Annotated in this window: 25 protein-coding genes; 18 read left to right on the top strand and 7 right to left on the bottom strand. The window is 68.9% G+C overall.

The window, feature by feature from the left end; genetic code table 11:
* The first annotated feature begins 100 nt into the window (after positions 1-100).
* Together AC3WJT_RS05335 and AC3WJT_RS05330 are read left to right on the top strand one after the other, a co-directional pair.
* Complete coding sequence (locus AC3WJT_RS05335; protein ID WP_492342028.1) at positions 101-1,528, top strand: aldehyde dehydrogenase family protein; 1,428 nt, start codon at positions 101-103, stop codon at positions 1,526-1,528.
* Complete coding sequence (locus AC3WJT_RS05330; RefSeq protein WP_492342027.1) at positions 1,528-2,277, top strand: enoyl-CoA hydratase/isomerase family protein; 750 nt, start codon at positions 1,528-1,530, stop codon at positions 2,275-2,277. Before AC3WJT_RS05335 ends, AC3WJT_RS05330 begins: the two co-directional genes overlap by 1 nt.
* Before the next feature lies 1 nt (position 2,278).
* Here the strand turns inward: AC3WJT_RS05330 and AC3WJT_RS05325 are convergent, their stop codons facing one another.
* From AC3WJT_RS05325 to AC3WJT_RS05310, 4 genes are all read right to left on the bottom strand, one after another.
* A complete protein-coding gene (locus AC3WJT_RS05325; protein WP_492342026.1) occupies positions 2,279-2,695 on the bottom strand; it encodes a DUF1801 domain-containing protein in 417 nt (138 codons plus the stop codon).
* A 49-nt stretch (positions 2,696-2,744) separates the two neighbouring features.
* Entirely contained in the window at positions 2,745-4,082 is a 1,338-nt protein-coding gene (locus AC3WJT_RS05320) for an MFS transporter (protein ID WP_492342025.1), read from the bottom strand.
* A 34-nt stretch (positions 4,083-4,116) separates the two neighbouring features.
* Positions 4,117-6,462, bottom strand: a complete 2,346-nt coding sequence (locus tag AC3WJT_RS05315) for a TonB-dependent receptor (RefSeq protein WP_492342373.1) — start codon at positions 6,460-6,462, stop codon at positions 4,117-4,119.
* Between the two features lie 132 nt (positions 6,463-6,594).
* Positions 6,595-8,610, bottom strand: coding sequence for a tetratricopeptide repeat-containing sulfotransferase family protein (locus tag AC3WJT_RS05310; RefSeq protein WP_492342024.1), 2,016 nt, complete (start codon positions 8,608-8,610; stop codon positions 6,595-6,597).
* A 136-nt stretch (positions 8,611-8,746) separates the two neighbouring features.
* Here AC3WJT_RS05310 and AC3WJT_RS05305 point away from each other — a divergent pair, with 136 nt between their 5' ends.
* From AC3WJT_RS05305 to AC3WJT_RS05255, 11 genes are all read left to right on the top strand, one after another.
* Positions 8,747-9,601, top strand: coding sequence for an urease accessory protein UreD (locus AC3WJT_RS05305; RefSeq protein ID WP_492342023.1), 855 nt, complete (start codon positions 8,747-8,749; stop codon positions 9,599-9,601).
* Positions 9,601-9,903: an urease subunit gamma gene (locus AC3WJT_RS05300; protein WP_492342022.1), complete on the top strand. Its 303-nt coding sequence runs from the start codon at positions 9,601-9,603 to the stop codon at positions 9,901-9,903. The genes AC3WJT_RS05305 and AC3WJT_RS05300 overlap by 1 nt, the downstream gene beginning before the upstream one ends.
* Before the next feature lie 8 nt (positions 9,904-9,911).
* Positions 9,912-10,220: a hypothetical protein gene (locus AC3WJT_RS05295; protein ID WP_492342021.1), complete on the top strand. Its 309-nt coding sequence runs from the start codon at positions 9,912-9,914 to the stop codon at positions 10,218-10,220.
* Entirely contained in the window at positions 10,217-10,522 is a 306-nt protein-coding gene (locus AC3WJT_RS05290) for an urease subunit beta (RefSeq protein ID WP_492342020.1), read from the top strand. The genes AC3WJT_RS05295 and AC3WJT_RS05290 overlap by 4 nt, the downstream gene beginning before the upstream one ends.
* Positions 10,522-12,228 (top strand): urease subunit alpha, encoded by a 1,707-nt coding sequence (gene ureC / locus AC3WJT_RS05285; RefSeq protein WP_492342019.1) that lies wholly within the window; start codon positions 10,522-10,524, stop codon positions 12,226-12,228. The genes AC3WJT_RS05290 and ureC overlap by 1 nt, the downstream gene beginning before the upstream one ends.
* A 9-nt stretch (positions 12,229-12,237) precedes the next feature.
* Positions 12,238-12,726, top strand: a complete 489-nt coding sequence (locus AC3WJT_RS05280) for an urease accessory protein UreE (RefSeq protein WP_492342018.1) — start codon at positions 12,238-12,240, stop codon at positions 12,724-12,726.
* A complete protein-coding gene (locus AC3WJT_RS05275; protein ID WP_492342017.1) occupies positions 12,716-13,372 on the top strand; it encodes an urease accessory protein UreF in 657 nt (218 codons plus the stop codon). Before AC3WJT_RS05280 ends, AC3WJT_RS05275 begins: the two co-directional genes overlap by 11 nt.
* Complete coding sequence (locus AC3WJT_RS05270; protein WP_492342016.1) at positions 13,369-13,791, top strand: DUF3995 domain-containing protein; 423 nt, start codon at positions 13,369-13,371, stop codon at positions 13,789-13,791. Before AC3WJT_RS05275 ends, AC3WJT_RS05270 begins: the two co-directional genes overlap by 4 nt.
* Positions 13,788-14,411: an urease accessory protein UreG gene (gene ureG, locus AC3WJT_RS05265; RefSeq protein ID WP_492342015.1), complete on the top strand. Its 624-nt coding sequence runs from the start codon at positions 13,788-13,790 to the stop codon at positions 14,409-14,411. Before AC3WJT_RS05270 ends, ureG begins: the two co-directional genes overlap by 4 nt.
* Before the next feature lie 66 nt (positions 14,412-14,477).
* Complete coding sequence (locus tag AC3WJT_RS05260) at positions 14,478-14,834, top strand: hypothetical protein (protein WP_492342014.1); 357 nt, start codon at positions 14,478-14,480, stop codon at positions 14,832-14,834.
* Between the two features lie 20 nt (positions 14,835-14,854).
* On the top strand, positions 14,855-15,199 hold the full coding sequence (locus AC3WJT_RS05255) for a hypothetical protein (protein WP_492342013.1): 345 nt from the start codon (positions 14,855-14,857) through the stop codon (positions 15,197-15,199).
* On the opposite strand, the gene alc is transcribed toward AC3WJT_RS05255, so the two are convergent.
* The 3 genes from alc to puuE are packed head-to-tail and all read right to left on the bottom strand — an operon-like array spanning position 15,193 to position 17,556.
* Positions 15,193-16,179 carry an allantoicase gene (gene alc, locus AC3WJT_RS05250; RefSeq protein ID WP_492342012.1) on the bottom strand — a complete coding sequence of 329 codons (987 nt, stop codon included), beginning with the start codon at positions 16,177-16,179 and terminating at the stop codon, positions 15,193-15,195. The genes AC3WJT_RS05255 and alc overlap by 7 nt on opposite strands.
* Entirely contained in the window at positions 16,176-16,658 is a 483-nt protein-coding gene (gene uraD, locus AC3WJT_RS05245; protein ID WP_492342011.1) for a 2-oxo-4-hydroxy-4-carboxy-5-ureidoimidazoline decarboxylase, read from the bottom strand. Before uraD ends, alc begins: the two co-directional genes overlap by 4 nt.
* A complete protein-coding gene (gene puuE / locus AC3WJT_RS05240; protein ID WP_492342010.1) occupies positions 16,648-17,556 on the bottom strand; it encodes an allantoinase PuuE in 909 nt (302 codons plus the stop codon). The genes uraD and puuE overlap by 11 nt, the downstream gene beginning before the upstream one ends.
* Positions 17,557-17,692: 136 nt before the next feature.
* On the opposite strand from puuE, the gene uraH reads away from it, so the two are divergent.
* Genes uraH through AC3WJT_RS05215 form a run of 5 tightly spaced genes read left to right on the top strand, consistent with a single transcriptional unit; the run spans position 17,693 to position 23,252 of the window.
* Positions 17,693-18,034: a hydroxyisourate hydrolase gene (gene uraH, locus AC3WJT_RS05235; RefSeq protein ID WP_492342009.1), complete on the top strand. Its 342-nt coding sequence runs from the start codon at positions 17,693-17,695 to the stop codon at positions 18,032-18,034.
* 2 nt (positions 18,035-18,036) lie between these two features.
* On the top strand, positions 18,037-19,449 hold the full coding sequence (gene xdhA, locus AC3WJT_RS05230; RefSeq protein ID WP_492342008.1) for a xanthine dehydrogenase small subunit: 1,413 nt from the start codon (positions 18,037-18,039) through the stop codon (positions 19,447-19,449).
* Positions 19,442-21,742: a xanthine dehydrogenase molybdopterin binding subunit gene (xdhB, locus tag AC3WJT_RS05225; RefSeq protein WP_492342007.1), complete on the top strand. Its 2,301-nt coding sequence runs from the start codon at positions 19,442-19,444 to the stop codon at positions 21,740-21,742. Before xdhA ends, xdhB begins: the two co-directional genes overlap by 8 nt.
* Positions 21,739-22,842: an XdhC family protein gene (locus AC3WJT_RS05220; protein ID WP_492342006.1), complete on the top strand. Its 1,104-nt coding sequence runs from the start codon at positions 21,739-21,741 to the stop codon at positions 22,840-22,842. The genes xdhB and AC3WJT_RS05220 overlap by 4 nt, the downstream gene beginning before the upstream one ends.
* Positions 22,839-23,252 carry a hypothetical protein gene (locus tag AC3WJT_RS05215; protein WP_492342005.1) on the top strand — a complete coding sequence of 138 codons (414 nt, stop codon included), beginning with the start codon at positions 22,839-22,841 and terminating at the stop codon, positions 23,250-23,252. Before AC3WJT_RS05220 ends, AC3WJT_RS05215 begins: the two co-directional genes overlap by 4 nt.
* Positions 23,253-23,256 lie beyond the last annotated feature (4 nt).

The following is a 23,256-nucleotide window of genomic DNA, read 5'->3' as shown; positions in this document are numbered from 1 at the left end:
AACTTTCTGCATGCACCATGTCATTTGATCAAGCGCCCGCCGCTCTTGGCTGACCAAGGGTCAGGGAGTCATGGTGGCGACAACGAACAGGGAGCGAGCCATGTCCAGCGAGACAACCACCTACACCATGACCATCGGCGGCAAGGGCGTCGCCGGCGCCGGCCGGTTCGACGTGCTGAACCCGGCGAACGAGACGGTCATCGGGCAGGCGCCCGACTGCTCGCGCGAGCAGCTGGACCAGGCCGTGGCCGCCGCCCGCGCCGCCTTCCCCGCCTGGCGGGCTACGCCGATCGCCAAGCGCCGCGAAGCGCTGCTGGCCATCGCGGGCGTGCTGGCCGGCAATGTCGAGGAGCTCAAGCGCCTGCTGACCGCCGAACAGGGCAAGCCGCACGCCGACGCCATGGGCGACATCCTCGGCGGCGCCTACTGGTGCCAGGCGACCTCCAGCCTCGACCTGCCGGTGACGGTCGTCGAGGACACGGCCGAGCGCCGCGGCGAGACCCGTCATGTGCCGATCGGCGTCGTGGGCGCCATCGCGCCGTGGAACTTCCCGATCATCCTGGCGATGTTCAAGGTCGCCCCGGCCCTGCTGGCCGGCAACACGGTGATCCTGAAGCCCTCGCCGTTCACGCCCCTGACCACCCTGCGCATCGGCGAATTGCTGCGCGGCGTCCTGCCGGACGGCGTGCTGAACATCGTCACCGGCGGTGACGACCTCGGCCCCTGGATCACCAGCCACCCGGGCATCGACAAGGTCAGCTTCACCGGCTCGACCCAGACCGGCCGCAAGGTGATGCAGTCGGCCGCCGCGACGCTGAAGCGGATCACGCTGGAGCTCGGCGGCAACGACGCGGCCATCGTCATGCCCGACGTCGACGTCGAGAAGGTCGCCGAGCAGCTGTTCTGGGCCGCCTTCAAGAACACCGGCCAGATCTGCATCGCGACCAAGCGGATGTACGTCCACAAGGACGTCTACGAGCCGCTGAAGGACGCGCTCGTCGCCTATGCGAAGACCGTCAAGATGGGCGACGGCGCCGAGCAGGGCACGCAGATGGGCCCGATCCAGAACAAGCTGCAGTACCAGCGCGTGCTGGACCTGATCGCCGACGCCAAGGCCAACGGCTACAAGTTCCTGATCGGCGGCGAGGCATCCGAGGCGCCGGGCTATTTCGTGCCGGTGACGATCATCGACAACCCGCCGGAAAATTCGCGCATCGTGCAGGAAGAGCAGTTCGGCCCCGTCCTGCCGCTGCTGAAGTGGGACAATCTGGAGGACGTCATCGGCAAGGCCAACGCCACCGAGTACGGCCTCGGCGGTTCGATCTGGTCCTCGGACGAGGATAAGGCTCTCGAGCTGGCCGAGCGGCTGGCGACCGGCACGGTCTGGATCAACGAGAGCCAGCACCTCTCGCCGCTGGCGGCCTTCGGCGGCCAGAAGCAGTCCGGCCTCGGCGTCGAGGGCGCGCTTGAGGGCCTGCTCGAATACACCAACACCCAGACGGTGTTCCTGAAGAAGGCCGCCGCCTGATGAGCGACCTCGTCCTGCGGGAGGATCGCGGCGCCGCCGCGATCCTGATCCTGAACCGGCCCGACAAGCTGAACTCCCTGAACGTGCCGGTGTTCGAGGCGCTGGAGGCCCACGTCGCGGCGCTGGAAGCCGACCGGGGCGACGCGGCCGTGGTCGTCGTGCGCGGCGCGGGCCGCTGCTTCTCCGCCGGACACGACCTGGGCGACATCGCGGTCGGCGAAAAGCTGCCGCGGCCCAACTACCAGTCCCATGTCATCGAGCGGCTCGCGAACCTGCCGATGCCGGTGATCAGCGCCGTGCACGGCCACTGCTACACGGGCGCGCTGGAACTGGCCCTGGCCGGCGACATCATCCTCGCCGCCGAGAGCGCGAAGTTCGCCGACACCCACGCCCGCTGGGCGCTGACGCCGGTCTGGGGCCTGAGCCAGCGCCTGCCGCGCCGGGTCGGGACCTACAAGGCGCGGGAGATGATGTTCACCTGCCGGACCTATTCAGGTCGTGAAGCCGAGGCCATGGGCCTGGCAAACGCCTGCGTGCCCGACGACGGCTTCGACGCGGCCATCGACGCCTGGGCCGCCGAGATCGCCGCCAACTCCTCCTTCAGCCACGCGGCCAACAAGCGGCTGGTCTGCGAGACCGACGGCCTGCCGATCGCCGCCGGCCTGGCCCATGAGGTGTACCACGGCGAGGGCGTCGGCCCGGACATGCGCGACCGCATCGCGGCCTTTGCGGCGCGGGCGAAGAAGTAGCTCAGCGCTTCTTCGGCTTGTTCTTCTTCGAGACGTTCAGGGCTACCGCCGCGCGGATCAGGGCCCTGAACGCGGTCGCATCGAGAGTCTCGCCCTCATGGATGTCGATGGCGCGACGGAGGTTTCCCTCGAGGCTGGCGTTGAACAGGTCGGTCGGGTCCGGCAGCGACGCGCCCTTCGCGAAGGTCAGCTTCACGGCCGCCTTATAGGTCTCCCCGGTAGTCAGGATGCCGTCGTGTTCCCACACCGGCACCCGGCCCCATTTGACGGTCTCGACCACTTCCGGATCAGCCTCATGGATCAGGGCGCGGACGCGCGCCAGAGCCTCGCCGCGCCAGTCGCCCAGGGCCGCGATCTTCGCGTCGATCTGCCGGGCGAATGAACCGACGGCGCTGTCTTCCGTGTCAGGCGTCGTCATGTCGTTCTCTCCCTTGGCTTGATCGCCCAGCCGCCCTGTCGGACTCAAGTCAGTCCCGCAGCTTCACGTTCCAGAGGCTGGTGGCCAAAACGAGCGAGGCCACCGACGAGCCGACCCAGAACAGGATCGCCGGTCCGAAATCATAAACCCGCGCGCCGTCGACCATCGTCATGCCGGCCTGGATCAGCTTGCCGCTGACGTTCTCCTGGATAGCAGCGCCGATGTAGCTGAAGATTCCGACCATCCCCAGGGCCGCGCCGGCGACCCGCTTGGGACAGATGTCCGTGGCGAACAGGCCGCCCACCGATGTCACCAGACCCGTCAGGCCCAGACCGAACAGCGCCATGCCGACGCAGAGCACCGGCGTGCTCGGCGGTCCGAAGAAGATGATCAGCAGTCCGGCGACCTCGCACAGGCCGAAGATCAGGTTCACCGGCGGCCGGCGGGCGCCGAACAGCTTGTCGGAGATGGCCCCGAACGCCACCGCGCCGAGCATGCCGCCGACCGTGTTGATGGTCAGGATGCCGGTCGCTTCGGCGAGCGAAAAGCCGCGCGCCTCCTGCAGGTACAGCACGCCCCAGCTGTTGATGGCGTAGCGGGTCACGTACATCAGGGCGCTGGACAGGGCGAGCACCCAGACCGCCGGGATCGCGAACACCGACAGCTGGGTGCGCAGCAGGCTGGCGGTCGGCGGCGGCGGGGGCGGCTCGCCGCGCCAGGCGGCGACGTGGGGCAGGCCCAGCGTCTGCGGCCGGTCCTTCATCAGCGCCAGGCTGGCCAGCGCCACGATCACGCAGAGGACGCCGGGCCCCCAGAATCCGGCTCGCCAGCCGAGCGCGCCGACGAGCGCGCCGGTCGCCAGGAAGGTCAGGCCCTCACCGAGCGCATGGGAGGTGCTCCAGACGCCGTAGTAGAAGCCGCGCTCCCGATTGGAGAACCATTGGGTCATCGAGACGACGCTGGCCGGGGCGCCGAAGCTCTGAAACAGGCCGTTCAAACCCCAGAGGAAGACCGCCGCGCCGAGAAGGGTCGAAAACCCCATGCCGATGTTGCAGAGCGCGGACAGCAGGATCCCGGCGGCGAGAAACGCCCGCGGGCTGACATGGTCGGCGAGGAAGCCGCTGCCCAGCTTGCCGATGGCGTAGCAGTAGAAGAAGGCCGAGCCGATCAGGCCCAGCTGATCCGGCGTGAAGACGCCGGCGTCGATGAGCGGCTTCTTCACGACGCCCAGCGCCAGCCGGCAGGTGTAGGCCAGACCATAGCCGCCCGTGACGGCGATCATGATCAGCAGCCGCTGACGCCGGAACAGGGCGTCGATGCGTCCGCTGTCCTGGAGCGGACTCGCATCAGGACCGGGCGCAAACGCCCTGAGGACGCCGCCGATCACAGCGGCGCCTCAGCAGCGATGACGATCACCGAGCCTAGAACTTCCGGCCGAGCCGCAGGCCCAGGGTCCGGGGCTGGTTCGGCACGGTGTAGACCGCGCCGCCGCAGACCGCCTCGGCGCACTGGGCGTAGCGATAGAGGCTGGCCCGTTCGTCGGTCAGGTTCTGGACGAAGAACTCGGCGCTCCAGGCGTCCCGCTCAACGCCGGCGGCGAAGTCGAACGCGCTCCAGCCGTCCTGCTTGCCGATAATCGCCCGTTCGACCAGGCGCAGATCGGTCCAGCTGCTGGTCTGGGTGACCATGGCGCCCTGGATGTGAGCGTCGTACTCGCCGAGGGTGAACTCGTAGCGGGCGACCAGGTTGGCCTTGAACCGCGGCGTCACCGGCAGCTGAGTCCCCTTCGGGGCCTGCGGCGTGGCGCACTGGGTCACCGGCACGCCGGTCGCGGTGGTGAAGCCGCAGTAGTTGGCGGTCAGCTCGGCGTCGGTCCAGGCGGCCCCGGCGGTCAGCGTCAGACCTTCGGTCACGCGCCAGGCGACGTCGGTTTCAATGCCGCGGATGCGGGCCTGGGCGGCGTTCTTGATTTCCGTCAGGCCGTTGGCGCCGAGGATCGAGAACTGGAAGTCGTCCCAGCGCTCCTGATAGATCGCGCCGTTCCACCGGACGGACCGGTTGAACCACATCGTCTTCCAGCCCAGTTCCATGTTGGTCAGGAAGTCCGAGCCGTAGGGCGGCAGCGTGCCGCGACGGTTGATCCCGCCCGGCCGGTAGCCGGTCGACCAGGTGCCGTAGACCATCCGGTCGTCATCGACGGCCCAGGTCAGGTTGACCTTGTGGGTGAAGCCCGATTCCTCGGTGGTCTTGTTGAGGTTGGTGCAGGGGCTGCCGCTGACCACCGCAGGTCCGAAGCAGGCGGCCTCGCCGGTGGAGCCGCTGTAGCCGGCGCCGTAGCCGAAGAAGCCCTTGAGGCCGTTCTCGGTCAGGAAGTAACGCAGGCCGCCGGTCAGGGTCCAACCCGGCCTGAAGTCCCAGGCGACCTCGCCGAACAGGGCGTAGTCCTTGTCGGTGCGGAACTGTTGCGTGAGCCAGATCGTGTCCGACCAGCCGGGAACCTCGATCGCGGTCCCGATGCCATCGATCATGTAGCGCTGTTCGATGCCGTGGGTCTGGTTCTGCATGAAGTAACCGCCGACCGCGCGGAGCGGCAGGTCGGCCGGCGTCGACAGCCGGATTTCGTGGCTTTCCTTGGTGTAGCGGTCGCGGGCCTGGATGTACTGGGTCGGATCGACCGGATTGTTCAGGTCGTCGACCCAGTAGGCGCCGTAGCCGAACGGGGCGCTGTCGTAGAAGAACGAGTAGTCGGAGTAGTCCGACTCCGAGTCCACATCGCGCTTCATGTAGGAGCCGGCGTAGACGAAATCGAGGCTGCCGAGCTTGCCCTCGATCGTCATGGCGGCCTGGTACCAGTCGTCCTTGGCGCCCTCGGGCCGATAGCGGCTGATCTGCAGATCCCCGTTCGTCGGATCGAACGAGAAGTTGCCGTTGCTCTCCTCTGACTGGGCCATCAGCGACGGGGTGACGGTCCAGGTCTCGTTCAGATCGATCTTCAGCGCGACGCGGCCGCCGATGGTGGTGACGTCGTTGTAGTCTTCCTCGACCAGCGTGTTGTTGTTGATGGTCCCGCCCCAGGTCGGGTAGGTCCGCGTGCCCGCGACGTTGTCCACATAGCCGGCGTCATGCTGGTACCAGCCGACGACCCGGACAGCGGCCGACTCGCTGAGCGGGATGTTCACGAAACCTTCGACGCCGTAGCCGATGTCGCCCTCGGTGACGCTGTTGACCTCGGTGTCGATGGCGGCGCTGAAGCCGCCCAACTCGGGCTTGCGGGTGATCAGGCGGATCGTGCCAGCCTGCGAGCTGGCGCCGTAGAGGGTGCCCTGCGGCCCGGCGAGGGCCTCGACCCGCTCCATGTCATAGACGTGGACGTCGAGCGCGCCCTGGATAGTCGTGATCGGCTGTTCGTCGAGATAGATGCCGACGCTGGGCAGGGAGCCGGAGTGGTTGCCGTCGCCGCCACTGGCGACGCCGCGCATATAGACGCTGGAGAAGCCCGGCGCGGTCGACTGGAACGACACGCTGGGCAGGAACTTCACGTAGTCATTGAAGTCCGAGACCACGAGGGCCTCAAGCCGCTCGCCGCCGATCGCCTGAATGCTCACCGGCACGTCCTGCAGGTCTTCGGAGCGCTTCTGGGCGGTGACGATCACCTCGCCCACCGTCGTGTCCTGCGCGAAGGCCGTCGCGACCCCCGTCAGCATTGTGCTGGCCAGCAGCACCGACGACAGCACCGTCGCCTTGCGCGCAGCCGCGCCTGAAATCATCCGCATCATGAAAAACGCCCCGTAGGAAAACCCCGTTACATGAGGTCATTCCGTGAGGCGCCGCCTGTCAAGCGACGCGCCGGGAAATCAGTATCCGGAGGCATTGATGCCGCCGCCTGTGGCGACAATGCCTCAGGAAGACCGGTTCCAGGTCTCCAGTGAGGCCCCCAGCGCCGTCTTCAGCGGCCCCAGCCAGGGCTCGTACGATCGCCACTGGTCGACGCCGTCGGTGAAGATGGGCCGGCGGACCTGCTCGGAACTGGCGGTGCGGACGGCGCGGTCATTCTCGTAGAACTTCAGGCAGGCCGGCTCGAAAGGCAGGCCGCAGTAGTCCAGCAGCTGCCGGACCTGCCCCTCGGGATCGGCGACCATATCTTCGTAGATCACCCGGTGCACAACACCGGGCAGCACCGCGTCGTAGTGCGCCATCAGGTCCACATAGTCGGCGTAGTACCGGCCAAGCTCGGTCAGATCGTAGGAAAAGGTCTGCCCCCGGGCGAAGTGCTGCTTGAAGGCCGAGAAGCAGCAGCCCAGCGGGTGACGCCGCGCATCGATGATCTTCGCGCGCGGCAGGATCAGATGGATAAGGCCCACGTGCGCGAAGTTGTTCGGCATCTTGTCGATGAAGAATGGCCGCCCGAGCTTGCGGTGGATGTGGGTCCGCTCGAGGTATTCCGCGCCCAACGCCCTGCAGGCGTCGGCGTCGAGGCCCGTCAACATGTCCGGATAGGTCGACGGCTGGTCCCGCGTGGCCCGGCCGCCCAGCCGGCGGGCGATGGCGATTATGTCCGGCAACTCCTGGGTGCCCTCCACGGCCGAGTGGCTGGACAGGATCTGTTCGATCAGAGTCGAGCCGGCCCGCGGCAGACCGACGATGAAGATCGGGTCCGGCGCCGCGCTGCCCCAGCCCCGGCGTGCGCCGAAGAAGGCGCTTGTCAGCACGGCCTTCGACCGGGCGGCATGGGCGCTGGTGTTGTCGGCGCTGTACTCCACGGCCTTGCGCCGCAGGGCCGCGCCGTCGCGATAATGGCCGAACGACGGCTCGAACCGGCCGGCGTCCTCCAGCGCCTTGCCCAGCGCAAAGTGGAGGTGGAACCGGTCCTCGTCGGGTATGTCGGCGCGGGCCAGCTGGGCCTCCATCGCCGCCACGTCCTCGTCGCCAAAGCGGACGGTCTTGAGATTTGCCAGGCTCCACCAGGCGTCGCCCAGCTGCGGCGTCAGGGCGATGGCGCGTCGATAGGCAGCGACACTGTCCGCCTGCCTGCCGACGGTCTTCAGCGAATGGCCATAGCTCATCCACGCCTTGGGCTGGTCGGGATAGGCCTTGAGCAGCTCGTCATAGAGCGTGATGGCGCCCTCGTAGTCGCCGACACGGCCGAGCGCAGCGGCCTTGAGGTTGCGGTAGCCCGGGTGCCGCGGATCACGCCCAAGCAGCCAGTCCAGCTCCGCCAGCGCCTCCTCGGACCGGTTCAGGCGATAGAGGATGGTCGCGTGGTTGTGACGTGCTTCGACGAACCCCGGAGCCAGCTCCACGCAGCGGGCCAGCAGAACCGCCGCATCCTCGTTTCGGCCGAGTCGCGCCGCCACCTCCGCCAGCATTCGGATGGCGGCGGCGTTGGTCGGATGGTCGGCGAGATAGGGCTTGAGCAGCCGCTCGGCCGCCGCCAGGCGGTTGTCGCAAAGGGCCGAGGCCGCCTCAAGCAACGCGGGGTCGCTGGTCGAGGCGCGGATCTGCTGGGCGCGAGCCTTCTCGGCGCCGGTCTCGTCGCCGGCCAGCAACAGCTGGTCGGCCAGCGCGCCCCAGGCTGCCGTCAGCTTAGGATCAAGGGCCACGGCGCGGCTGAAGGCGACCACAGCTGCCCGGACGATCCCCAGGGATGCGAGGCAGAAGCCGGCTTCCTGATGCACGGGCGGCCAGTTGGGCTCGGCCCGGATCACCGGCTCCAGCACGGTCAGGGCCGCCTCCGCTCGCCCTTGCCGGCGCAGGGCGATCGCGAGAATCAGCGCCGCCTCCGGGTGACCGGGCATGACGCGCAGGATTTCGCGCGCCTGGGCCTCAGCCAGCGACGGGTCCTGGCCCAGCAGTCCTGCGGCGTGCGTGAGCGCCGTGGCGAGCGTTCCGGTGGTGGGGGCGTTGTCCTGCGTCATGCGAGAGCCAGCCGTGCACAGGTTCCGGCGATCTGTCGACTCCCCCCGCTGCCCAAAAGAGAGGCGCCGCGCTCGCAAGCCTGCGGGAAGCCGGGCGCCGCTTGCGCTTTGACGACGGGACCGGGACAGTCCGGGCATGGCCCTCGCCGCCGTCCTTCCGTTTCCGGTTCAGCCGGAGCCGCCCGCACCGGCCCCCGCCCCGCAACGCTCGCGCGGCCGCGGCCGGCTGGCCGTTCGCAGCGACGGGATCGAGACCCGCCTCGTCGAAATGTTCCAGGAGGGCTCGGCCAAGCTGCGCCTGCCACGCACGCGGACCGGCGCGGTCGAGGCGGTGATGATCAACTCCGGCGGCGGCATGACCGGCGGCGACCGGTTCAGCTGGACGGTAGAGGTCGGCGACGGCGCGACGGCCGTGCTGACCACCCAGGCCTGCGAGAAGGTCTATCGGGCCGATGAGGGCCCTGCGGAAGTCGCCGCACAGCTGACGGTCGGCGCAGGGGCGCGGCTCGACTGGTTGCCGCAGGAGACGATCCTGTTCGACCGCTCCGCCCTGTCCAGGACCATCGAGGCTGACGTCGCCGGGGACGGCCGGCTGCTGATCGTGGAATCGGTCGTGCTCGGGCGACGGGCGATGGGCGAAACGCTGTCGCGGGCCTTTTTCCAGGACCGCTGGAGGGTCCGGCGCGACGGCCGGCTCGTCTTCGCAGACGCCCTCAAGCTGGACGGCGACATTCCCGCCCGCGCCGCATCGTCGCCCTTGCTCGGCGGGGCGGGCGCTTTCGCCACCCTGCTGCTGGTCGCGCCAGATGCCGCCGCCCCCCTGGACGCGGTGCGTGCGGCCACCGGCGACCTCGGCGGGGCCAGCGCCTTCGACGGCAAGCTGGTCGCCCGGATCGCCGCCCCCGATGGTCTGACCCTGCGCCGCGCCCTCCTGCCGGCCATCGCCGCCCTCAGCGGCGGCCGCCCCGCTCCCAGCGTCTGGACCCTCTGATGAACCTGACACCCCGCGAAAAGGACAAGCTGCTGGTCTCGATGGCCGCGATGGTCGCCCGGCGGCGGCTGGAGCGCGGGGTGAAGCTGAACCATCCCGAGGCCATCGCCCTGATCACCGACTTCGTGGTCGAGGGCGCGCGCGACGGCCGCGCCGTCGCCGAACTGATGGAGGCCGGCGCCCATGTCATCCGCCGCGATCAGGTCATGGGGGGCATCGCCGAGATGATCCACGACATCCAGGTCGAGGCCACCTTTCCCGACGGGACCAAGCTGGTCACCGTCCATCATCCGATCCGTTGAGGCTCGCCATGAAAGCTCCGCTCAAGCAACGTCCCGATCATCCCGGCGAAGGCCGGGACCCAGGTGTTTGTGGCTTTCTGTCCACCGCCCGCGAACTTCAGAAAAAAGCCTGGGTCCCGGCCTTCGCCGGGATGAGCGGATTGTGGGGACTGCCCGCGCTGGCGCACGATCAGGACCATCATGGCCTGCCCGGAGCGTTGCATTCGGTGAGCGCCGACCACTCGGGCTGGATCTTGTTGGGCGCCGTCGTGCTGCTGGGCCTGCATGTCCTGCGCAGACCGATTTTGAAGGCGTTCAGGGTCCGGAGCCGCAAATGATCCCCGGCGAGGTCATCACGGCGCCGGGCGACATCCAGCTCAACGCCGGCGCGCCGACCCTTACCCTGGAGGTAGCCAACACCGGCGACCGGCCGATCCAGGTCGGCAGCCACTACCATTTCTTCGAAACCAATCCGGCGCTGAGCTTCGACCGCGAGGCCGCTCGCGGCCGGCGGCTGGATATCGCGGCCGGGACGGCGGTGCGGTTCGAGCCCGGCCAGACGCGGGAGGTGACGCTCGTGCCGATGCTCGGAGACCGCCGTGTCTTCGGTTTCCGTCAGGCCGTGATGGGGGACCTCTGATGGCCCGCATTTCCCGCGCGCTCTACGCCGACATGTTCGGGCCGACGACCGGAGACCGGGTGCGGCTGGCCGACACCGAGCTGTTCGTCGAGGTCGAGAAGGACTTCACCACCTACGGCGAGGAGGTGAAGTTCGGCGGCGGCAAGGTGATCCGCGACGGCATGGGCCAGAGCCAGCACAGCCGGGCCCAGGGCGCCGTCGACACCGTCATCACCAACGTCCTGATCATCGACCACTGGGGCATCGTGAAGGCCGACGTGGCGCTGAAGGACGGCCGCATCGCCGCCATCGGCAAGGCCGGCAATCCGGACACCCAGCCGGGCGTGACGATCATCATCGGCCCGGGCACGGAGGCCATCGCCGGCGAAGGCAAGATCCTCACCGCCGGCGGCATGGACGCCCACATCCACTTCATCTGCCCGCAGCAGATCGAGGAGGCGCTGATGAGCGGGATCACCTGCATGCTCGGCGGCGGCACCGGCCCGGCCACCGGCACCAAGGCGACCACCGCGACGCCGGGCCCCTGGCACCTGGAGCGGATGATCCAGGCCGCCGACGGCATCCCGATGAACCTGGCCTTCGCCGGCAAGGGCAACGCATCCCTGCCGGGCGCCCTGGTCGAGCAGGTGCTGGCCGGCGCCTGTTCGCTGAAGCTGCACGAGGACTGGGGCACCACCCCGGCGGCCATCGACTGCTGCCTGTCGGTCGCCGACGAGTACGACATCCAGGTGATGATCCACACCGACACGCTCAACGAGTCGGGCTTCGTCGAGGACACCATCGACGCCTTCAGGGGCCGCACGATCCACGCCTTCCACACCGAGGGCGCGGGCGGGGGTCATGCGCCGGACATCATCAAGGTCTGCGGGCTGAGCAACGTGATCCCGTCGTCGACCAATCCGACCCGGCCCTACACGGTCAACACCATCGCCGAGCATCTCGACATGCTGATGGTGTGCCACCACCTCGACCCGTCGATCCCCGAGGACATCGCCTTCGCCGAAAGCCGGATCCGCAAGGAAACGATCGCGGCCGAGGACATCCTGCACGACATCGGGGCCTTCTCGATCATCAGCAGCGACAGCCAGGCCATGGGCCGCGTCGGCGAGGTGCTGATCCGAACGTGGCAGACCGCCGACAAGATGAAGCGCCAGCGCGGCGCGCTGCCCGGCGACGGGGCCGCCGACAACAACCGGGTCAAACGCTACATCGCCAAATACACGATCAACCCGGCCATCGCGCAGGGCCTGAGCCGGCACATCGGCAGCGTTGAGGTCGGCAAGCGGGCGGATCTCGTGCTGTGGGACCCGGCCTTCTTCGGGGTTAAGCCGGACCTCGTGCTGCTGGGCGGGTCCATCGTCGCCGCGCCGATGGGCGATCCCAACGCCTCGATCCCGACGCCGCAGCCGGTGCACTACCGTCCGATGTTCGGCGGGTTCGGCAAGGCGGTGACACGCTCGTCCGTGACCTTCGTCTCGAGGGCCGCGGCGGAGAACGGTCTGCGCGAGCGGATCGGCGTCGAGAAGGAGTTGCTGGCGGTCGAGAACACCCGCGGCGGCCTCTCGAAGGCTTCGATGATCCACAACAGCGCCCTGCCGCATATCGAGGTCGATCCGGAGACCTACGCGGTGCGCGCCGACGGCGAGCTGCTGACCTGCGAGCCGGCCACGGTGCTGCCGATGGCCCAGCGCTATTTCCTCTTCTAGGCTGGTCCCATGAGTACACAGTTGAAAGCGGGATCAGTGAAGCGGCGGGGCGCCTACGAAGGCATTCCGTTCGACATCATCCTGCTGGCCCATGACGAGCGCCGGCTGCGGCGCAAGCTGCTGACCTGCATCCACGACGATACGGTGATGGTCGACCTGCCGGAGACCACAACCCTCGACAGCGGCGACGTGCTGGTGCTCGACGACGGGCGGCTGGTCGAGATCATCGCCTGCGAAGAGGCGCTGCTGGAAGTGCGGGCCCGTGACGCGCGGCGCCTGTCGGTGCTCGCCTGGCACATCGGCAACCGGCACCTCGCGGCGCAGGTCGAGGACGACCGTATCCTGATCCTCTACGACCACGTCATCGGCCATATGCTGGAACACCTCGGGGCGACGGTCTCTCGTATCTCGGAACAGTTCTATCCCGAGGGCGGCGCCTACGGCGGCGCGCATCAGGCGCATGATCACGGTCCCGCCGAGCATGACCATGGCCACTGACGTCGCCCTGCTCCGTCTGCTCACCTGGCTGTCGCCGGCGTTTCCGGTCGGCATGTTCGGCTGGTCGCACGGACTCGAGCAGGCCATCGCGCAGGGGGTGGTCAAGGACGGCGACGCCCTGATCGACTGGATCAGCGGCCTGATCGAGTTCGGCTCGGGCTGGACCGACGCGGTGCTGCTGGCCGAAGCACATGCGGCGGCAACCGATCCCGTGCGGTTGGCCGAGGTCGCCGGGCTCGCCGCGGCGCTGGCCCCCTCAGCGGAACGGCTGGGCGAGACGCTCGGACAGGGAACCGCCTTCCTGAAGGCCGTCAGCGCCTGGCCCGACGCCGCCCCGGCCCTGGATCGGGCGCCGTGGCCCGTCGCTGTCGGCGCCGCCTGCGGTCTGGCCGGCATCAGCCGGCAGGATGCCGTCACCGCGACACTGCACGCGTTCGCCTCCAACCTCGTCTCGGTCGCCCTGCGCACGATTCCGCTCGGCCAGACCGAGGGCGTGCGGGTGATGGCCGCCGTAGAGCCGGTCATCCTCGCCACCGCCGCCCGGGCCGCGCGATCAACACTGGACGACCTGGGCTCCATCGCCCTGATGTCGGATATCGCCGCCATGCGGCACGAAACCCTGCAGCCGAGGCTGTTCCTGTCATGAACATTGTTGCGCCCGCGGTCATCGTGACCCTCGTGGCGATCGCCCTGCTGCATCTGGCCTGGGGACTGGGACTGCCCTGGCCGGGCGCCGATGAGGCGCAGCGCGCAGCGACGGTCATCGGCATGCGCGGCGTCACGCGCATGCCGGGCCTGATCCCCTGCCTGGTGGTCTGCGCCGCCCTGCTGACCGTCGCCGCCCTGGCGTGGTGGCAGGTCAAGGCGCCGGGCCTGCTGCCGCAGCTCGCCGTGCTGGCCGCCGCCTGCGTGTTCCTGGTCCGGGGCGTGGCGGCCTGGACCCCGTTCTGGCGCGCCATGGCGCCGCAGCAGCCGTTCGCCCGCCTCGATGCCCTGGTCTACGGTCCGCTCTGTCTGGCGCTCGGCGCCGGCCTTGTCTTCATCGCCACGAGGGCCCGCGCATGATCTCGAAGAATGGTCCCCTGCGCGTCGGCATCGGCGGTCCGGTCGGGTCAGGCAAGACCACGCTGACAGAGAAGCTCTGCAAGGCGATGCGCGACCAGTGGAGCGTCGCGGTGGTGACCAACGACATCTACACCAAGGAAGACGCCCTGATCCTCGCCCGACTGCAGGCCCTGCCCGAGGAGCGGATCATGGGGGTCGAGACCGGCGGCTGTCCGCACACCGCGATCCGCGAGGACGCCTCGATCAACCTGGCCGCCATCGCCACGATGAGCGCCCGCTTCCCCGACCTGGACGTGATCTTCATCGAGAGCGGCGGCGACAATCTGGCCGCCACCTTCTCGCCGGACCTCGCCGACCTGACCCTCTATGTCGTCAGCGTCTGCCAGGGCGAGAAGATCCCGCGCAAGGGCGGCCCGGCGATCACCCGCTCGGACCTGCTGATCATCAACAAGACGGATCTGGCGCCGCATGTGGGAGCCGACCTGGCGGTGATGGAATCCGACGCCCGCATCCAGCGTGGCGCGCGACCTTTCGTCATGACCGACCTCTCACGGTTGAAGGGTCTGGACGAGGTGATCGCCTTCATCGCACGTGAGGGCGGATTGCCCGCGGCCGCATGACCAATCCTTAAGCTGCCCACGAGGGCGGACCGGGTTAGAAAATCGGCGCTGTTCAGGAGCTGCCCTGTGAAGACCCTCGCCGCGCTGGCGTTCATCGCCACCCTGGCTTCCGCCGGCCCCGCCCTCGCGGTCTCGCCCCAGCAGGCGGAAGCGGCCCTGAGCGGAGTCATCGCCGATCTCCAGGCCGGCAATCCGGACTTCACCAAGATGACGCCGCCCATCGCCGACGCGGTGCGGGCCAGCCCCGACACCGGCCAGCAGCTGGCGGCCCTCGGTCCGGCCCGCGCACTCGTGCCGGTCAGAAAGACCGACCCCTTCACCTTCATCGTCACGTTTGAAAGCGGCGTGGTGATGAACTGGACCATCTCTTTCGACGCCGCCGGCCGGATCAACGGTCTCGACGCTGTCGGCAAGGCCCCCTGATCTCTACCAAGGACACAGCCATGAAAATCCTCGCCGCCCTCGCCCTCGCCGCCGCCCTCGGCGCCGCCAGCCCCGCCTTCGCCGAAACCCCGGCCCAGGCCGAAGCGACGCTGCGCACGACCATCGCCGCGATCCAGTCCGGCTCGCCCAACTTCGACATCATGGTTCCGGAGCTGGTCGACGCCATCAAGAAGATGCCGAACGCCCCGGCCCAGCTGGCCGCCCTCGGCCCGGTGACGGCCGTCACCGCGACCACCGACACCGATCCGTTCATGTACAACGTCACGTTCCAGAACGGCGCCGTGCTGCACTGGATGCTGTCGTTCAACGCCGACGGCAAGATCGCCGGCCTGCAGGTTCAGTAAGCCAGCCTGCCCTTGAGCCGCAGGCGGCTTACGCCGCCGTCCGGATAGATGTTCAGCCGCACGAACCGGATCGGATCGTGCGGCTGAATTTCGCCGGTGAAGACGTGGATGTGGTCCATCTGCAGCTTCGTCTCGGGCAGCAGAACGGGCCACCCCTCCGCCTGCGCCGCGATCTCCTGCGGCGAACCGCTCGCGGTGGCGGTCGCCTGGATCGAGCAGCGGTCCGGGTAGTTGCCCTTGAAATGCGCCGTATCGACGGTGATCTCGCTTATCGTCCCGAGGTGGCCAAGCTCGAGGATCGCCCAGTCGTGACCCGGCTCGCGGCGGCGGCGGGTCTCCCAGCCGTCGCCCATGTCCTTGCCGCGCCCGGGGGCGGTCAGGTTCTCGACACGACCGAAGTGTTCGTCGTTGGCGATCAGGCCGCGGCCGCCGTTCTCCATCGCCAGCAGGTCTATCACCGCGTCGTCGCCGACCCGCGTCCAGTCCTTGTGGATCCGGCCGTACACCCGCAGCCGGGCGACGCCGCCGTCCGGGAAGATGCTCAGGCGGACGTGGGTCCAGACGCCGCCGGCCTGCGACTTCACCCAGCGCCTGTCGTTGCCGTTCAGATCCAGAACCGGGACCAGCGTGGTCCAGTCGGCGTCCTCTGGCGGAATCACCGCGTCTGAAACGCAGCCTTCGATCGACGCGCGGGGCGGGTAGTTGCCGGTGAAGTTGCGGGTGTCGATCTCGAAGCCGGCGATCTCGCCGGGGGCGCCGAGCCGCACGATCGCCCAGTCGTGGCCGGGGATGCGCTTGCGGCGGCTTTCCCAGCCATCCATCCACTTGCCGTTGTCGTCATACTTGCCGGGGATGAATACCGGCTCGGCGGGATCGATGAGGCGCGCCTTGTCGGCAAAGAAGTCGTCAGTCACGTAGACGACGTCCCCGCCGAGCCGCGGCTGGGCCAGGTCGATCAGGCCGGTGAAGGGGTTACTCAAGACGCATCCTCGAACAGGTCTGCCAGCCGGAAGGCGGCGATACGGTGGATCTGGCGGATCGCCTCGTCGAACTCGACGTCCGGGTCATTGCCCAGCCGCGCGGCGAACGCATCGAGGATGTCGTGCCGGGTCAGCCCCTTCACGGCGATGATGAAGGGGAAGCCGAAGCGATCGTTGTAGGCGGCGTTCAGCCGCTGAAAGTCGGCGAACTCCTGCGGCGAGCACTGGTCGAGGCCCGCGCCCGACTGTTCGCGAACCGAAGCGTCGGCCATGCGCGCGCGGCTGGCCAGCTGGGGATGGGCGCGGATCAGCGCCAGCCTGTCCTCGCGGGTCGCGGAATCGACGACCGCCGCCATGGCGCCGGCCAAGGCCTGGGCGTTGCGCAGCGCGCCGGCGCCTGGCCAGACCGCCTCGGCGACCCAGGGCGAGTCCTCGTAGACCGCGCCGAAGCGCTGGATGAACCCCTCCTTACCCGACATGGGGATGCCGCTTGCGCCAGTGCCGGGCGATGTCGATGCGCCGGGCGAACCAGACGTCGGGATGCGACAGGGCGTGACGCAGGAACCGCTCCAGCCCGGCCATCTTGCCCGGTCGCCCGGCCAGCCGGCAGTGCAGGCCGATGGACATCATCCGCGGCCGCTCCTCGCCCTCGGCATAGAGCACGTCGAACGCGTCGCGCAGGTAGCTGAAGAACTGGTCGCCGGTGTTCAGGCCCGTGCCGGAGAAGCGCATGTCGTTGGCTTCGAGCGTGTAGGGCACGATCAGGTGCGGCGTCGCCGTCTGCGTGGACCAGAAGGGCAGGTCGTCGGAATAGTCGTCGGCGTCATAGAGGAAGCCGCCCTCCTCAGCCGCCAGCCGGCGGGTGTTGGGGCTGGTGCGGCCGGTGTACCAGCCGAGCGGCCGCTCTCCGGTCAGGCGGGTGTGGATCTCGATAGCCCGGGCCATGTGCTCGCGCTCGATGGCCTCGGGCACGGCCTGGTAGTTGATCCAGCGCCAGCCGTGGCTGGCGATCTCGTGCCCCGCCTGCAGGAAGGCCTCGACCACGGCGGGATGACGCTCCATCGCCATGGCCACGCCGAACACGGTCAGCGGCAGGTCGTATTTGTCGAACAGCCGCAGCAGCCGCCAGACACCGGCGCGCGATCCGTACTCGTAGAGCGACTCCATCGACATGTTCCGGTCGCCCTCGACCGGCCCGGGGAAGATCATGTCGGACAGGAAGGTTTCGGCCCGGGGATCGCCGTGCAGGACGGTGTTCTCGCCGCCCTCCTCGTAGTTCAGCACCACCTGCACCGCGATGCGCGCGCCGCCGGGCCAGTCCGCGTGCGGCGGATTGGGGCCGTAGCCGATCAGGTCTCTGGGGTAGGTGTCGCTCATGGGACGCCCATAGCAGGCCCGCGAGACGCCCATCGTCAAGGTTACTGCGCGCCAAAGGGCCGCAGATGGTTGCATTCGGGCCATTCGGGGGAGATTCTGACCGGCTCCCCTGCGCTTCGCGGGGCCAGGAGCCGCGATGACCGGTCTGACCACGCACGTTCTGGACACGACCCACGGCCGGCCGGCGGCGGGGATGGTCCTGCGCCTGATCCGCGACGAGGCGGTGCTGGTCGAGACCGTGACGAACAGCGACGGTCGTTGCGATGCGCCACTGCTGACCGGCGAGACAATCCGGCCGGGGATCTACCGTCTGGAATTCGAGGTCGGCGACTATTTCCGCGGGCTGACGGTCGAGCTGCCGGAGCCGGCGTTTCTGGAGACGGTGGTCATCGATTTCGGCGTCGCGGACCTGGCAGCCCACTATCATGTGCCGCTGCTGGTCTCGCCGTTCGGCTACTCGACCTACCGGGGGAGCTAAGCGTGCGCGACGTCGTCCGGTTCGTGCTTGATGGCGAGGTGCGCGAGCTGCGCGACATCGACCCGACGACGACGGTTCTGAACCTGCTGCGCTACGATCTGCGCCGGACGGGGACCAAGGAGGGGTGCGCCGAGGGCGACTGCGGCGCCTGCACCGTGGCGTTCGGCGAACTGGACGGCGACCGCGTGAAGTGGCGGGCGGTCAACGCCTGCATCCTGTTCGCGCCGATGCTGGACGGCAAGGCGCTGAAGACGGTCGAGAGCCTCGGCGGCGATCACCCGGTGCAGACGGCGCTGGTCGAACATCACGGCTCGCAATGCGGCTTCTGCACGCCGGGGTTCGTGATGAGCCTGTGGGCCCGCGGCCGCGAGGATGCGCCGCCGCCGGTCGTCGACAGCATCGCCGGCAACCTGTGCCGCTGCACAGGCTATGGTCCGATCATCGCGGCGGCGGAGGCGGCGGGAACGCGCGCGGAGGACGATCCGGTCGAGGCGCTGAAAGCGCTGGCGGACGACGCGCCGCTGGCGCTGACATTCGGCGACCGGCGTTGGCTTGCTCCGACCTCGCTCGAAGATCTGGCGGTGCTGGTCGAGGCGCATCCGGACGCGGTGGTCCTCGCCGGCGCGACTGATGTGGGCCTCTGGGTGACCAAGCAGCATCGGGATCTGAAGACGATCGTCTCGATCAGCGAGGTCGCCGAGCTCAAGACCATCACCGACACCGCCGAAGGCGTCCGGATCGGCGCCGGGGTCCGCTACAGTGATGCGCTGGCGACCCTCGCCAGGCTGCATCCCGACCTCGGCGAACTGCTGCGGCGGCTGGGCTCGGTGCAGGTGCGCAACAGCGGCACGCTCGGCGGCAACATCGCCAACGGCTCGCCCATCGGCGACATGCCGCCGGCCCTGATCGCCCTCGGCGCGACGCTGGTCCTGCGCAAGGGCGCCACGACACGGGAAATGCCGCTGGAGGACTACTTCCTCGCCTACAGTAAACAGGACCGGCAGGCCGGGGAGTTCGTCGAGGCGGTGATCGTGCCACGACCGGCACCTGCCACACTCTACCGCGTGTTCAAACTGACCAAGCGGTTCGACCAGGACATCTCCGCCGTCTCCGGCGGCTTCGCCCTGACCGTAAAGGACGGCGTTGTCGAAAATGCCCGGATCGCCTTTGGCGGCATGGCCGCGACACCGAAGCGGGCCGCTGCCTGCGAAGCCGCGCTGACCGGCGCACCCTGGGCCGAAGCCGCGATCGAAGCCGCGGCCGCAGCGCTGGCGCAGGACTTCCAGCCGATCGATGACATGCGCGCGTCCGCCGCCTATCGCCTGACCGTCGCGCAGAACCTGCTTCGCAAGCTGTTCGCCGAGTCCGCGGGAACGCCGGTCAGGGTGCTGGACGCGGAGCCGGTCCGTGGCTGACGGCGTCGTCCATACTTCGGTCCGTCACGACAGCGCCGAGCGGCACGTCTCCGGCCGGGCGCTGTACATCGACGACATCCCCGAGCCGCGCGACCTGCTGCATGTGGTCCTGGGCATGAGCGAACGCGCGCATGCCCGGATCGCCTCGATGGATCTGACCGCCGTCCGCGCCGCGCCGGGCGTGGCCGATGTGGTCTGCGCCGGCGACATTCCCGGAACCAACGACGTCAGCCCGGTTGCCGGCGACGATCCCCTGTTCACCGACGGCTTCGTCCAGTACGTCGGCCAGTCGCTGTTCGCCGTGGCGGCGGAGACCCGCGACCAGGCGCTGGCCGCCTCGATGCTCGCGAAGGTCGTCTATGAGGACCTGCCCACGGTCCTGACCATCGCGCAGGCGCGGGCGGCAGGCAGCGTCATCGAACCGGCCCAGACCATGCGGCTGGGCGACGCTTCAGGCGTCATCGCCGCCTCGCCGCACATCCTCAAGGGTCGGCTCGCCATCGGCGGCCAGGACCACTTCTACCTCGAGGGACAGATCGCCCTGGCCACGCCCCGCGAGGACGGCGACGTCCACGTCTGGTCCTCGACCCAGCATCCGACCGAGGTGCAGCACAACGTCGCCAAGGTGCTGGGGGTGCGAGACCACTGCGTCACCGTCGAGATCCGCCGCATGGGCGGGGGGTTCGGCGGCAAGGAGAGCCAACCAGCCCTGTTCGCCGCCGCCGCCGCCCTGATCGCCGTCCGCACCGGCCGGCCGGCCAAGGTCCGCGTCGACCGCGACGACGACATGGTCATGACCGGCAAGCGGCACGACTTCGAGACCGGCTGGTCGGTCGGCTTCGACGACGACGGCAGGCTGACCGGCGCGGCCTTCGATCTGGCCTCGCGCTGCGGCTACTCCGCCGACCTGTCGATGGCGATCAACGACCGGGCGATGTTCCATTCGGACAACGCCTACGCCCTGCCGACGGCGCAGATCGTCTCGCACCGCTTCCGCACCCACACAGTCTCCAACACCGCCTTCCGGGGGTTCGGCGGGCCGCAGGGGATGATGGGAATCGAGCGGGCGATGGATGCCATGGCCCTGCATCTGGGCAAGGACCCGCTCGATGTGCGCAAGGCCAACCTCTATGGCGTGGTGGGTGACCGGACTCCCTACGGCCAGACCGTCGACGACAGCCCGGCGCTTGCCCTGATCGAGCAACTGGAGGCCAGCAGCGACTACCGCGCGCGCCGGGCGGCCATCCAGCGGTGGAACGCGGAGAACCGCTGGCTGAAACGCGGCATCGCCCTGACGCCGGTCAAGTTCGGCATCAGCTTCACCGCCACCCACCTGAACCAGGCCGGGGCGCTGGTGCACGTCTACACCGACGGCAGCGTCATGCTGAACCACGGCGGCACGGAGATGGGCCAGGGGCTGTATGTGAAGGTCGCCCAGGTGGTCGCCGACGTGTTCGGCATTGATCTGGACCGCGTGAAGATCACCGCCACGGCGACCGACAAGGTGCCCAACACCTCCGCCACCGCCGCCTCGTCGGGCACGGACCTCAACGGCATGGCGGCGCTGGACGCGGCGATGCAGATTCGCGACCGGCTGGTCGAGGTCGCTGCGAGGGAACTGGGCGTCGCCGAAGGACAGGTGGTGTTCGCCAGCAACGCGGTCAGCGCGGGCGACAAGCGGATGACCTTCGCCGAGCTGGCGAAGAAGGCCTGGTTCAGCCGGGTCTCGCTGTCGGCCGCCGGCTACTACCGCACGCCGAAGATCCACTACGACCGCGCCAGCCATCAGGGCCGGCCGTTCCTCTACTTCGCCTGGGGCGCCGCCGTATCCGAGGTGATCATTGATGCGCTGACCGGCGAGAACCGCTGCCTGCGCACCGACATCCTGCACGACTGCGGCCGGTCGCTGAATCCGGCCATAGACCTGGGCCAGATCGAGGGCGGCTTCGTCCAGGGCATGGGCTGGCTGACCACCGAGGAGCTCGTCTTCGACGACAGGGGCGTCCTTAAGACCCACGCTCCCTCGACTTACAAGATCCCGACCGCCTCGGACCGGCCGGGTGTGCTGAACATCGACTTCTGGCAGCAACCGAACGCCGAGCCGACGATCCACCGGTCGAAGGCCGTCGGCGAGCCGCCGCTGATGCTGGCGATCTCGGTGTTCTCCGCCCTGACCCAGGCCGTGGCGGCGGCGGGCGATAACCGGGTCATGCCCGACCTCGACGCACCGGCGACGCCCGAGCGCATCCTGATGGCGGTGGACGATGTCCGTCGCCGGGCGGGTCTCGCATGAGCTGGGCCGCGCAAGCCCTGACCGCCGTGCAGCACGGCGAGGCGCTGGCCATGGTCACCGTGGTGGCGGCCGAGGGCTCGACCCCGCGCGAGGCAGGAACCCGGATGCTCGTCGGCGAGCGCGGCCAGAGCGGCACCATCGGCGGCGGGGCGCTCGAGTTTCGCGCAGCGGATCAGGCGCGGCGAATGCTGGCGTCTGCGCGAAGCTGGGCGCTTCAGGACTACCCGCTGGGGCCGTTCCTGCAGCAGTGCTGCGGGGGGCATGTGCGGCTGCTGCTGGAGCGGCTGGATGGCGGGAGTGCGGGCTGGCTTGGCGAGGCGGCGCGGCTGGAAACGGCGGGGGAGCGGTATCAGCTTCAGGCGCGTGTGAGGGGCGACCAACTTCAACGTTCAATCCTCCCCAGCTTGCTGGGGAGGGGGACCGACGAAGCCGGTGGAGGGCAGTCCGTGCACCGACTCCCCTCCACCATGCTCCGCATGGTCCCCCTCCCCGCAGAGCGGGGAGGATTGGTCGCAGTCGATCAATGGCCCGGCGCCCTCATCCGCATGGTCGACGCCGACGGCCAGCCCCTGCCCGGCCGTCGGCCGATGCTCTCCGACGGCGACGCCCTGATCGAACGCATTGACGCTCGCAGGCCGCGCGTGCTGATGTTCGGCGCAGGCCATGTCGGTCAGGCCATCGCGCGGGCCTTCGCGCCCCTGCCCTTCAGCCTCGACTGGCACGACAGCCGCGAGGAGGCCGCCGCGCCGGGCGTGGCGATCCATGACGAGGAGCGACTGGTCGAGATCGCCGGCGACATCGCGGACAGCGACCATGTCCTGATCCTGACCCACGATCACGACCTCGACTACCGGCTGACCCGGGCGGCCCTGACCGCCGGAACCTTCCGCTATTGCGGCCTGATCGGATCGGAGACCAAGCGCGCCCGCTTCCTGCGCCGCCTGCGCGAGGACGGTGTCAGCGAGACCGCCATCGTCCGCCTGACCAGCCCGATCGGCCTGCCGGGCCTGAAGAGCAAGGCGCCGGAGGTGATCGCCGTGGCCGTGGCGGCGCAGTTGCTGCAACTGGCCGCGTCGAACGGCGGGAGCTCCCCCGAATGATCGGCGCCGAGCTCATCAACGGCGAGCCGCCACCCCTCGCGGGGGTCGTCTGCGAGGCCCTGATCTGTACCGCCTGGTGGCGCGAGGGCGCGCTGGAAGATCCGGCGCAGCAGATCTCGCTCCGCATCAACAACGGCTGGCACCGGCTCTATTTCGACCAGGGTTTCGTCTTCTGGCGCCCCCTGCCCGGGCCGCCGGAGCCGAACGTCAGTCCGGACAACGACTGGTTCTACCCCCTCCAGGATCTGGGAACCGAACAGGGTCTCGCCGGACAACGGATCGAGGGCCTGGACGTCGTCGAACAGCAAGACGTCACGATCGTCACACTCCGGTTCGTGGACGGGCGGCGACTGGTGCTGACCAGCAGCCACGCCGTGGACCGGACCGAGGTCGAGGTCGTGGGCCGATGACAGA

It is taken from the genome of Caulobacter sp. FW305-C-30-S16 (assembly GCF_058783025.1).
This window is presented reverse-complemented; position numbering and strand designations above follow the sequence as displayed.

Bases quoted from the DNA above. Each gene is read 5' to 3' on its own strand.
- AC3WJT_RS05275 (WP_492342017.1), top strand. From the start codon at position 12,716: ATGGCCACTGACGTCGCCCTGCTCCGTCTGCTCACCTGGCTGTCGCCG.
- AC3WJT_RS05295 (WP_492342021.1), top strand. From the start codon at position 9,912: ATGAAAGCTCCGCTCAAGCAACGTCCCGATCATCCCGGCGAAGGCCGG.
- AC3WJT_RS05215 (WP_492342005.1), top strand. From the start codon at position 22,839: ATGATCGGCGCCGAGCTCATCAACGGCGAGCCGCCACCCCTCGCGGGG.
- AC3WJT_RS05315 (WP_492342373.1), bottom strand. From the start codon at position 6,462: ATGATTTCAGGCGCGGCTGCGCGCAAGGCGACGGTGCTGTCGTCGGTG.
- AC3WJT_RS05335 (WP_492342028.1), top strand. From the start codon at position 101: ATGTCCAGCGAGACAACCACCTACACCATGACCATCGGCGGCAAGGGC.
- AC3WJT_RS05290 (WP_492342020.1), top strand. From the start codon at position 10,217: ATGATCCCCGGCGAGGTCATCACGGCGCCGGGCGACATCCAGCTCAAC.
- AC3WJT_RS05255 (WP_492342013.1), top strand. From the start codon at position 14,855: ATGAAAATCCTCGCCGCCCTCGCCCTCGCCGCCGCCCTCGGCGCCGCC.
- AC3WJT_RS05310 (WP_492342024.1), bottom strand. From the start codon at position 8,610: ATGACGCAGGACAACGCCCCCACCACCGGAACGCTCGCCACGGCGCTC.
- AC3WJT_RS05330 (WP_492342027.1), top strand. From the start codon at position 1,528: ATGAGCGACCTCGTCCTGCGGGAGGATCGCGGCGCCGCCGCGATCCTG.
- ureG (WP_492342015.1), top strand. From the start codon at position 13,788: ATGATCTCGAAGAATGGTCCCCTGCGCGTCGGCATCGGCGGTCCGGTC.
- AC3WJT_RS05300 (WP_492342022.1), top strand. From the start codon at position 9,601: ATGAACCTGACACCCCGCGAAAAGGACAAGCTGCTGGTCTCGATGGCC.
- AC3WJT_RS05270 (WP_492342016.1), top strand. From the start codon at position 13,369: ATGAACATTGTTGCGCCCGCGGTCATCGTGACCCTCGTGGCGATCGCC.
- uraH (WP_492342009.1), top strand. From the start codon at position 17,693: ATGACCGGTCTGACCACGCACGTTCTGGACACGACCCACGGCCGGCCG.
- AC3WJT_RS05220 (WP_492342006.1), top strand. From the start codon at position 21,739: ATGAGCTGGGCCGCGCAAGCCCTGACCGCCGTGCAGCACGGCGAGGCG.
- AC3WJT_RS05325 (WP_492342026.1), bottom strand. From the start codon at position 2,695: ATGACGACGCCTGACACGGAAGACAGCGCCGTCGGTTCATTCGCCCGG.
- uraD (WP_492342011.1), bottom strand. From the start codon at position 16,658: ATGTCGGGTAAGGAGGGGTTCATCCAGCGCTTCGGCGCGGTCTACGAG.
- AC3WJT_RS05280 (WP_492342018.1), top strand. From the start codon at position 12,238: ATGAGTACACAGTTGAAAGCGGGATCAGTGAAGCGGCGGGGCGCCTAC.
- AC3WJT_RS05305 (WP_492342023.1), top strand. From the start codon at position 8,747: ATGGCCCTCGCCGCCGTCCTTCCGTTTCCGGTTCAGCCGGAGCCGCCC.
- puuE (WP_492342010.1), bottom strand. From the start codon at position 17,556: ATGAGCGACACCTACCCCAGAGACCTGATCGGCTACGGCCCCAATCCG.
- ureC (WP_492342019.1), top strand. From the start codon at position 10,522: ATGGCCCGCATTTCCCGCGCGCTCTACGCCGACATGTTCGGGCCGACG.